Raw genomic sequence first — 11,180 nt, forward strand, 5'->3', positions numbered from 1 at the left:
TTTTATATGACAGAACAAGAATCAAGACGTGGGAAAACTCGTAGAGAACGTGTTGAATTTGCACGTTCTAGAGATATTTTGGATGTTGCAAACGAGCTCCAGATGGAGCTGGTTCGATCTGGACGAGACTATCGATGGAAAGAACATGATAGCCTAGTTATATCGCCTGATAAGAATTTATGGAAATGGTTCTCCAGAAATACAGGAGGAGATGCGATTTCTTTAGTTGAAACGATAAAGGAAGTGGATTTTAACCAATCTGTAGATTTTTTAAATGATGGAAATTTTAAAGAGTTTCAAATGGTTGAAAGAGCTCAAGAAGATTTTAAATACTATCTTGAAAAATATGAGCAGCCGTTTTCAGCTGGAAGAGATTATCTACGGAATCAACGTGGGCTATCAGACGAAACGATTGATTATTTTTTGGAACAGGGTGTTTTAGCCCAAGCTAACGCCAAACTTGACTACTTTGCGGAAGGCAATGATGGAATTACAACAAATGCGATTGAGCCAGTTATTGTCTTCAAGTCCCTTTCTTCTTCAGGTGAAGTTGTTGGAGCCTCTTTACAAGGAATACAGGAGAATTGGGAGAAGTGGCCAAAACATGGATATGCTAAAGTGATTATGAAAAACTCCGATCCTATGACAGGTATTCATGTTGATATTGGCAGTCCAAAACGATTGATTTTTACTGAGAGTCCAATTGATTTAATGTCCTACTATGAATTGCACAAAGATAGTCTTCAGGACGTCAGATTAGTTTCTATGGATGGTTTGAAAGAATCAACTATAGGCCGTCATCTATCTCAAATTCAAGCTGAAATATCAGGAAAACCGCTAAGATGGACACCTGAACAATTAGCGGACGGACTTCAAGTAGCTATTGATCATCACTTTTTTGAAGATGGGAAAAATGCGGATTTGATTACTCTAGCTTTAGATAATGATGAAGCAGGTAGAACATTCATTCAAGAATTGGAGGCAAAAGGAGCTGTTATCAATTCAGATCTACCAGAACTAAAACCAGGACAAGATAAAACGGACTGGAATGATGTTCTAAAGAATCAACAGGAAGAAAAGCCTGACAACAGTCGTCTTGCCCAGGCACGTCGAAAATTGGAACGACTAAGGGGTGAACAAGACGAGGCTATTTCAAGGGCTTATTCCCACCAAGCGCTAACAAATGGGCAACCCATGAATGATAAGCGAGGAGGTGCTAGCTTTAAACGTAAGCAAGAACAAATAGAAGATCAAGTCTTCTCAAAGATGGATGAGATTAGGCAACAGGAAGAGCGAGTAGAGCGCCTGGAGCACCAACAACATTTGAAAGAAATGGGGTTGAATCGTCAGGGAAGTGGTCTGGAGATGAGTGTTCAAAATATACCTAGAATCCGTGAAGAGTTAGAAAAAGCTAAACGTGGGGAGTCGTTCTTTACCAAAGCTACTCTCAAACGCTATCAAGAAGAGTTGACTAGACTTGAAGCCATATCTGAACAAATGGGTAAAACGAGCATTCAACCAGCAACTCAAGCCTTAATTGATGAGGGGCTAGTGAACCAGTGGCAAAAACAACCAAATACGTATTTTGTAAAAGGGTTACGAAGAGTTGCCCTGGAGTTGACTGAAGAAGGAGAGTTTCAATTATCTTCACAAACTAAGTATCATCCGAAAACAAATGAGGAAAGACTGAAGGTGGATGAATTACTTGCCAAACAAGGGCAAGAAAATGTAGGATTAACGCCCTCGAATCAGGAAAAAACAATCTCACCACAACCAGAGCCTATTGAAAAAAATCAAGGCGAAGCAGGGTGGTTAGAAAAAAATTGGGACAATCTCACGTTTTCGATAGAAAATAAAAAAACAGTCGTCATTGATCCGACTAGTATAGATGAGATGGTTGAAGAAAAACAAACTCCAGATAATCAAGAATCTATTGTCAATACAGAGGAGAATGCTGTGAGATTGATGAGCTATGAAGAGGTAAAACAGGAAAACGAAGCATTAACAAAGAGTTTAAATGATCGGATTCAATCTGGAGAATTATCAATTGAATTTGCCCCAGATTTCTATCTATATGATGTCTTTGCGAAGTTAGGAAATAGCCATCCTACTAAATACCTCAACGCTAAACGAATGGAAGTGTTGTCTCCTATTCATTCACTTTTGACCTCTCTTGATGATCAAACGACTGATTTATACAAGAAAAAAGGGACTCCTGAGCAAGATTCCTTGTATCAAGCATTGAAACCTCATCAGAGAACTTTGGGAGTAGATATTTCAACCCGATTTATTGGTGAACTTGCAATAGCAGCCTACAATACCAACAAGCAGATAGAAAGCCTTTCAAGTGACAGTTTTGGCGTCTATTTTGGTGAAAGAACCCTTGATAATCTATCACAATCAATTGAGCGAATGTTGGAGTATCCACTGATTGAATCGGGAACAAGAGACTTTGCCTACGGTTTTGTGACAACACCAAATACATTGTTTCACTATTTGGATGAGCAAGAGGGAGAAGTGGTTTTAAGTCGAGAATTATTGGATAACTTGATGTCACGTCTTGAGACTCACCCTATTAAGATAAAGGAAGTCTCAGAAGAAAAAGCCCCTGATAAATCTCAAGAGCTAGATATGATTTTTGAGCAACAAAAAAACGATAGGACCAGTGGTGGCACGGGTTCTTTACAGCCTAAAGCTGAAGGCAGTACCTCACCTGTACTTGAAACAAGTACCTTTGAGCAAACTGTTACCAGTCACCCGACATCATCCTATCCGTACCTTCATTTTAGCACAAATTATGATAAAGTGCAACGGCGAGTGGGGAATTATCACCCAATTACACCTGCCGATTTAAGACGTTTGAACCAATATGCGCCCTCCATTCAAAGTACAGCGTCCTGGTATTTAAGTGAAATGGCTGGCAGTAAAATAAGTTTTGTTTATGCGGATCATGGAGAAGAGAATGTTCTTCAAGTAACTTTCCAAAAAGAAAACTTTATCCATCTTTCAGGGATTAGACCTTTTGAAGAAGGAAAAGGTGCTGCTGATTTCTTAGAAGATTTTGCGGCTGGTCGAGGTCATTATGACGGTATGTTGATTAGTAATTCAATTAAGGATAAATTGCAGGTTCTTCCAATGCTTCAGGATATTTTAGAGCCACAATCCTTTGTTCTGGATGATTTGAGCAGTGTTGAAAAACTTCACAATCTCAATATGAGTGAAGCTATTAAAGCAAAAGATGAAGATTTCTTACTACTGTTTAAAGATATCGGAGATGAAAAAATTCCAGCCTCTCTTATGAAACTCAAAGGAGAGCTTGCAACTAGTGTTAAATTGTTGGATGAAAAGATCATTCTCGGTGTCTATAGAGAAAGAGATGGTCACATTGAGCAACTGTCAATTAATGAGGAATATGTTAAAGACAATGGTGCAGAAATGCTATCAGTTTTGAAGAATAAGCAGTTTGAAGAAGTTTCTAAAGAAATTGAACAAACAATGCTAGAGAACACACTGAATAGCCCCCTACTTGATTCGGCTACGTTTACTCAAGTCTTAGATACTGTCTATAATTTAGGTGTGCCAGGTGACATCTCAAAAACTCCAGAAGAATTTCATCAAGCCTGGAATCAGTATCTTGACTATGCGAAACAGCACAATGATAAATTTGATCAGATTGTTGCTGCAGCTGGAGAAGATAATCTTCTGGATAAAAATTCCGACTTTTATAGAGACTGGCATCAAGATCATATTTATAAAGATGACTATCATATTCGTCTTCAATGGTCCGAGGATCGCCCAGATGGCCCGAAATTGCCGTTTAAAGAGACAGAGCTTATATCTTATCAAGACTTTGCTAGAGAGCTTTACAAGGCCAATCAGGACTTTTATCCAATTCATCAAGAAGGAATGAAACAAGTAACAGCAGGCAATACTGAAGGCTATATTCCTCCTACCAAAATTAAGTTTGATGTTTATGCTCCAGGGGGTGAAATGATCAAAGAGGGAATTCGATATGATATTGGAGATGAGACTACACCTATTTCACAAATGTTAGGGTTAGGATATCGTCGACTCAAAGGTCAATCTGTACTAGCATCGATGGATGAAGAAATTCTTTCTCAGCTGGAAAATAGAGAGGTGAATAAGGAAATTTCCCAGGAAGCAAATGAATCGACTCGATTGACAGAAGAAGGAGAAGGTCAAACTCCTGATACAAGAGAAACAGTAGCTTTTCAATCTTCTAAGCAAGAAACTAAAACTAATTTGCTTCAGCGTGTAGAGGAGATCCTGAATGAGGAACCTATTTCAGATTTGGAGATCCCTGAAGTAAACTCAAGTAGTATTGATTATGCTGCTTTAACGCCTCATGAATTGAGTGAGGTTGCTTTCCAAAAAGTGAGAGAGTACACAGAAACACCAGAACGGTTAGAAGAGTATCTGAATTTTATGAGTAAGTTCCCAGAGCTCTCACCTAGAAATGTCGCTTTGATTCAGGAACAGTGGCCAGGAGCAAGTGCAGTCGCAACCTATAATCAATGGCAATCAATGGGGGAAGTTCTTGGGATTACTTCAGATCAGGTATTTGAAACGAGAAATACCTACACCAATAAAAAAACAGGTCGAACAAGAGAAGTTGTCCATAACAATCTTTCGGTTAAGACAGGAGAAAAATCACATATTACCTTGTTTAGACCTATGATGGTTGAAATGATTCCTGTACTGGATGAAAATGGAAATCAGGTAAAAAATGGAAAAGGCAATCCAAAATATAAAAGACTTTCTGAAGCGACACCTGAAGAAAAGGCTCTAAAGAAAGAAGGAAAATTGAAATCTCGCTTCTTCCAAGAAAGAGATTCAAACACAGGCTTAACTAAATTCGCTACGTATAAAGTATTTGAGTTGTCCCAAACAACCTTGAAGCCTGAATTTTATCCAAAAGCGATGCCAAATCGTCACTATAACTTTAATATGGATCATATTCGTACAAAAGAGGTGCTTGAAGGACTTTCAGACTATGCTAAGAATATTGGAGTAACAATCTATCAAGACGATGCAAAAGAGTTGAGAAGTGCGAAAGGATCTTTTTATCCAGATGAACAAAAGATACTTTTGAATCCAGATAATACTCCTGGAGAAGTGGTTGCAACTACTATTCACGAGTTGGCGCATGCTAGTCTACATAACCCTAAATTTGCTAACTCGTATAAGGAAGATGTCTCAAAAGACCGTAGAGAACTTGAAGCTGAGATGACAAGTTATCTCGTTTCTAATCATTTTGGGTTAGATACCTCTGAAAAAGCCATTCGCTATATGGCAATTTGGACTGATAATTTGACCTCTCTTGATGATCAACAACTAGCGCAATCTATGAAACGGATTCATGGAACAGTATCTAAGATTGTAAAAAGTGTTGAACAACATACAAAGCCTTATCAGTTGAATAGACAGGTGGGACAAAATCAAAATTTTATCCAAAGCCCAAAGAAGGGGCTTAAAGTATAGAAAGAGTGCTCTTTGTGAGCCTCTTTTTTGTGTAAAAAGTTATATAACTTTTTGTGTTGTTCTTTGATATGAACTCGTTCTACTCTGTGTCAATGTCCCTTTACAAAATATTTTTTAATTATAGCTTACAATGACAGAAAATGAAGTAGAAGGAGAATGATATGGTTATAGTTATTCTGGCTGAAAAAGAGAAACAGGCAGAAGCTTATGCTACAGCTTTGGGACAATTTAGTAAAAAGAAAGGTGTCTATGTTATCAGGCAATCACTCTATTTTCCAGCTGAAATTCATGTGGTGGCTGCTGAAGGTCACCTATTTGAATACAGTGAACCAGACAACTGGTCACTTGATAAATTACCTCTGACAAATGTTTCATTTAAGCAACATCTCAAAGAGGACAAGAATTCAAGAGAAAAATTCAAGAGAATCTATGATGAAGTGGTAACAGCGGATCAAGTGATTATTGGGACGGATGCTGATAGAGAAGGAGAACGGATTGCGTACTCTATTTTATCGCACATACCGGGGGGGAAGGAGAAAATTTGGAAACGTCTTTGGGCAAGCTCCATGACAAAGAAAGCTCTTCAAAAAGCTTTTCAGGAATTGAAGGAACCTTCAGAAACCTATAATTACTATTTGGAAGCTGAAGCACGTGCACAAAGTGATTGGTTGGTAGGAATGAACTTATCACCTCTTGCAACGATTGATCTTCAAGCAAGAGGACAACTCCCTCGAACAAAAGGTAGCCATCTATCGGTTGGTCGAGTTCAGACACCTGCAATTAGACTAGTCTGTGAAAATGATTTAGCGATTCGTAACTTTACTCCAGAAAAATATTGGAAGCTTCAGCTGGAGGATAAGAAAAATGGGGTATTCTTCACAACAAAAGACAAAACTAAGGATAGTGAGGCTATTTTAGCCTCTTCAAGGGGGTTATCAACCACCTCTGTTATTTCTTCAGTTGAGGTAGAAAATCATCAGAAATCCGCCCCGCAGCTATTTACCTTGTCAGAATTACAAAGTTTTGCGGCAAGTGCCTGGAAATTTGACTCAGATAAAACAGAGAGTATTGTTGAGGGACTATATCTGGAAGGTTTTCTCTCCTATCCACGACCGACCTCAGAATATATCAGTCGTTTTGAATTTGACGATTTAAAAGAAAATCTATCTGCCTATCAAAAGGCTATTAATTGTCATTTTCAGCCAGCGTTTTTGGAGCCTAGGGAAGATTATGTCAATGATGAAAAAGTATCTGGTACGAGCCACTCAGCCTTGATTCCGACTGAAAGAATTCCAAACCTTTCAAATTTAAAGACTGACCAACGACTGATTTATGAAGCGGTTGTGAAGCAGGCAATCTTGATGTTTGCAGATGATTGTTATTATTCGACCAAAACAATTGAAGTAAAGAATAATGGTCTTGTTTTTAAAACAAAGGGTAGAACGCTTCATAAATTAGGATGGGCTGAATGGAGTTCACGAAAGGTACGAGGTCCTGTTGAAGTTCCTGATTATCAAGTGGGAGATGAAATTGATACGCAGGTTCAGATTGTAGGGGGTGAAACAAAACCACCTAAACGATTAACTGAAAGCCAATTGATTGGCCAAATATTTCCTAAATATGGCTTGGGAACCCAAGCCACTAGAGGAGAAATCATTAAAAAAATTCAGAGCAAGGGCTATGTTGTCAAAGATAAAAAAACAGGTCAACTAACGCCTACCAACAAAGCCTATCTACTGATCAATTATCTCTATGACAATGAGTTCTCTGATCCAGAGACAACAGGAGGCTGGGAAATGTTTCTATCTCAGATTGGAGAAGGGACAATCAATCCACGAGAATTTGTGGATGCAATAAAAGATAAGCTTACTCTTCAAATCAAGGAAGTAAAAGAAAGAGGTGATTAAGTGTGACTACTGAAGAAAAGAAAAAAACACCCTATTTAGATCGTTATACAGATAATTTGACAGAAAAAGTTTCAAAAAAAGCAGAAGATTATCAGGTGTACGGCCGTGATAAAGAAGTAGAAGCCGTTCAAACCTCCCTTCTCAGACGAACCAAAAACAATCCAATTTTGGTAGGAGAAGCTGGGGTTGGTAAAACAGCTATTGTTGAAGGATTTGCTTTAGCCATTTTACGAAACCAGGTATCTCCAAAATTAAAAAACTTGACCGTACGTTCTCTGGAATTATCTAGTTTAATGTCAGATGAAGATGGAGGATTTATTGTTAAGTTTAAAAAAATTATTGAGGAGATGGTAGAAACTAAAGGAGAAAACCTTCTCTTTATTGATGAAATTCATACGATTGTTGGAGCTGGAGGTTCAGATAAAGGTGCTCTGGATGCTGGAAATATTATTAAGCCAGTTTTGTCACGTGGTGAGATCCAATTGATTGGCGCAACTACTTTAGATGAATTTCATGAATATATCGAAATGGACCGAGCGCTGGAGCGAAGGATGCAACCGATTATGGTTCCTGAACCAACAACTCCTCAAGCGATTGAAATTCTTGAACAAGCTAAAACTATTTACGAAAACTTTCACCAAGTGTCTATTAGTTCGGATGCTGTAAAACAAGCTGTACTGCTATCTGTCCGCTACATACCTGATCAATTTTTACCTGATAAAGCCTTTGACTTGATAGATGAAGCAGCGACTATTTGTTCTACAAATGGATTGGTTCATGTCGGGAAGCAAGAAATTGCAGAGGTGCTGAAAAATAAAACAGGTATTCCTGTTACGACGATTTTGAAAGGTGACAAGGAAAGATTAGATGGTTTAAAAGAAAAGCTGTCACGACGTGTTAAAGGCCAAGATGAGGCTGTAGAGGCTGTTGTGGATGCTATAACTGTTGCACAAGCTGGTTTACAGGATCAAAGAAAGCCCCTATCCTCCTTTATGTTTCTAGGAACTTCTGGCGTTGGAAAAACAGAGCTTGCTTTGGCATTAGCAGAGGGAATGTTTGATGATGAAGAAGCAATCATTCGCTTTGATATGTCTGAGTATAAACAAAAGGGAGATATAACAAAGCTGATTGGCGATCGTCAAACTAGAACGAAAGGACAATTGACTGAGAAGGTTAAACAAAAACCATATAGCGTTATTCTGATAGATGAGGTGGAGAAAGCACATTCAGAAGTTGTAGATTTATTTTTGCAAGTGCTTGATGCAGGGCGCTTGACTGATTCAACTGGAAGGCAAGTGAGCTTTAAGAATACAATCATTATTATTACTACGAATATTGGTGCTGAAAAAATTGTTAAGCAGTATGAATTGAAAGGGAATTTTAAAAAACTAACAGATAGGGATAAAGGTCAGTTTGAAAAGAGCATGACGTTGGAGTTAGAAACTAAATTCCGACCAGAATTTCTCAATCGAATTGAATATAAATTAATTTTCAACATGTTAGACGAGAAAGTGAATAAGAAAATTATTGTCAAACAACTATCAGAAATCGAAGAAAGAATGAAAAATCAAAAGTTGACTCTCTCTTATGAAGAAAGTTTGGTTACTTATTTATTGGATGTAGGAACAAATATAAAGGATGGCGCACGGCCACTGGAAAGAGTGATTAAGCATAAGGTGCTTCCTTTAATTTCTAAAGAGTTTCTGAACTTATCCGATCACAACCAAGAGTATCATTTTCATCTTTGGGTAGAGGGTGATGCGCCAGATGAGCATCACCGTGAAGATAAAAGAGAAATATTGTTCGACGTCGAAACTGAAAATAGGTCATTTGGTGAAGCATTATTTTCTTAAAATTCACCTTAAAAAAAATGATTGTCCCTTTAAAAAATTTTTTTCAATTATCTATTATACTAACGTTGTCAAAAAAACAAAGGAGGATTTCTATGAAAAACTATTTGACAAGACAACTTCAGCAAGTAAAAACAAAATCACAGATGTTTTTATTGAGCCTTTCCCTATTCCTAACAGGATCTACAGTCTATGCGGACGATCCATTTGCTAAGTCGGATAACTTGGCAAGACAAGGAATTACAAAAGTTCAGCTAGTCAGTGTTGCGCTATTTGGTCTAGCTGCCGTTGTCACTTCGCTCATTTATGCGTTTGGTGGACGGGAGTTAAAAGCCTCAATGAAAAAAAATTGGGTGTCTATTGCAATTGCAATTATTGGTGTTTCAGCGGGACCAAGTATTATTGAATGGATTTTTGATTTCGTGAAAAGTTAAGGGGTGGTGATTTATGGCTTTTTCACTCTTTAATAAAGGTTGCTGTACGATTACAGATGATCTATTTTTAGAAATCTCCTGGGAAGATGGAAGAGGTCCAGAAGATGATAGTGAATTACTTGATATCATTGAGGGATTGGATCATCTTTCTGATTTTTCTCAGCCGATTTCAAAAAGTTTACCCTACCTAACATTTCAACAGGCCGAGTTGTTATTTAGAGAGTTGAAACAGATGTATGGTCAGTTTCAGCTGAAAAAAGTGGCAATCGCCCATCTGGAAGGGAAAAACGTGGTAACAGAAGGAGAGGTTTACGCTAGTCCATTTCTGATTACTGAAGACTATGAAAATCTCCTGCTTCCCCTCATTCAAGCGATACTTACTCGCTCTGAATTTGCGAATTACAGCTATCAAGAAAAAAGGGAGTATTTTGAGAACCAGATTTATCCTGTATATAAACAAAGTATGGGATTGTCCGATTCTTCTCTTCCTCTTTTCCCAGCTGAAGGTGAGCTGGCGGTTCTTTCACAGCCAAGTCGTCCATCACATGATCTAAAAGCAGGAGGTCCAACAACTGTTGCCCCTCCTATGGCTCAAAAGCAGTCAGTTTCTCTGAAGAAAATTTATCTATTTTTAGGTGTTTTGGGAGTGCTGTCAGTGATAAATATCGTTTGCGTATTTTTTGCTTTCGCTCAACTATCAAGTCAGTCCGAAAAAGTAAATTTCTTATATCAGGAACAAAAAAATACTCAACTCATCATTTCAACAAAAAATGAAGTTGATGTCTTTAGCCGTTATTTCTTACCTTCTTATTACTCGGGCAAAAAAGAAAACCTAGTAGATTTTCTTTCTGAAGGTGATGCAAAATTTACTAAACCAAAAGAAGGAATTTTACAGTCCGTTATTTTAGAGAAATTGAATTATGATTCAGAAACTCAAAGATATACGGTTTCCTATATCCTGTCTGTCAAAAGAGGGGATAAATCATCTAGTGTTAGATTAACTTTTGATGTAAAAACTTCTGATTCTTCAAAATATGGATTTGTTGTAGAAACAGAACCAAAAGAATCAAATTATCTTAAAAATTAGAAAAGGAAAAATCACAATGAACAAGAAACAAGTATTAACTACACTCGCACTATCAACACTCGCATTAGCACAAGCTGGATTTGTATCAGCAGATGAACTTGCACCAATTGATTCTTCTGCTCCAACAACAGAAGTAGTTACGCCGACAGCACCAAGCGCTTCAACAGAAACAGAGGCTCCAGCAAATCAGTCAACAGAGCCTTCAGTTACTCCAGTTGATCCGACAGCTCCTTCAGACAAGGATAACGCAGGAAGTCTTGACGGAGTGCCAGCTGATAAACCAGCACCTTCAGATAAGGCGCAAGACAAGGATAATGCAGGTAGCCTCGATGGTGTTCCAACACCATCAGATAAACCACAAGACAAAGACAACGCAGGAAGTCTTGACGGAGTGCCAGCT

5 protein-coding genes and 1 pseudogene are annotated in these 11,180 nt (G+C 38.0%); all 6 read left to right on the forward strand.

The genetic code is table 11. From position 1 onward, the window contains the following. The first annotated feature begins 6 nt into the window (after positions 1 to 6). Positions 7 to 5,502: a PBECR4 domain-containing protein gene (locus HMPREF3057_RS05670; protein WP_070696826.1), complete on the forward strand. Its 5,496-nt coding sequence runs from the start codon at positions 7 to 9 to the stop codon at positions 5,500 to 5,502. Positions 5,503 to 5,663: 161 nt separating this feature from the next. Further along, positions 5,664 to 7,409: a type IA DNA topoisomerase gene (locus HMPREF3057_RS05675; RefSeq protein WP_070696828.1), complete on the forward strand. Its 1,746-nt coding sequence runs from the start codon at positions 5,664 to 5,666 to the stop codon at positions 7,407 to 7,409. Positions 7,410 to 7,411: 2 nt separating this feature from the next. Next, positions 7,412 to 9,262, forward strand: coding sequence for an AAA family ATPase (locus tag HMPREF3057_RS05680; protein WP_070696830.1), 1,851 nt, complete (start codon positions 7,412 to 7,414; stop codon positions 9,260 to 9,262). A 92-nt stretch (positions 9,263 to 9,354) separates the two neighbouring features. Beyond that, complete coding sequence (locus tag HMPREF3057_RS05685; RefSeq protein WP_000800858.1) at positions 9,355 to 9,693, forward strand: hypothetical protein; 339 nt, start codon at positions 9,355 to 9,357, stop codon at positions 9,691 to 9,693. Positions 9,694 to 9,706: 13 nt separating this feature from the next. Further along, complete coding sequence (locus HMPREF3057_RS05690) at positions 9,707 to 10,780, forward strand: hypothetical protein (protein ID WP_070696832.1); 1,074 nt, start codon at positions 9,707 to 9,709, stop codon at positions 10,778 to 10,780. Positions 10,781 to 10,796: 16 nt separating this feature from the next. Further along, positions 10,797 to 11,180 (forward strand): annotated as a pseudogene (locus tag HMPREF3057_RS05695) (cell wall anchor protein); the annotation flags it as partial.

The sequence above is a fragment of the Streptococcus sp. HMSC072D05 genome (assembly GCF_001815805.1).
In the GTDB taxonomy this organism is placed as follows: domain Bacteria; phylum Bacillota; class Bacilli; order Lactobacillales; family Streptococcaceae; genus Streptococcus.

Coding starts and splice junctions, on each gene's coding strand:
- HMPREF3057_RS05670 (WP_070696826.1), top strand. CDS start 7: ATGACAGAACAAGAATCAAGACGTGGGAAAACTCGTAGAGAACGTGTT.
- HMPREF3057_RS05675 (WP_070696828.1), top strand. CDS start 5,664: ATGGTTATAGTTATTCTGGCTGAAAAAGAGAAACAGGCAGAAGCTTAT.
- HMPREF3057_RS05685 (WP_000800858.1), top strand. CDS start 9,355: ATGAAAAACTATTTGACAAGACAACTTCAGCAAGTAAAAACAAAATCA.
- HMPREF3057_RS05690 (WP_070696832.1), top strand. CDS start 9,707: ATGGCTTTTTCACTCTTTAATAAAGGTTGCTGTACGATTACAGATGAT.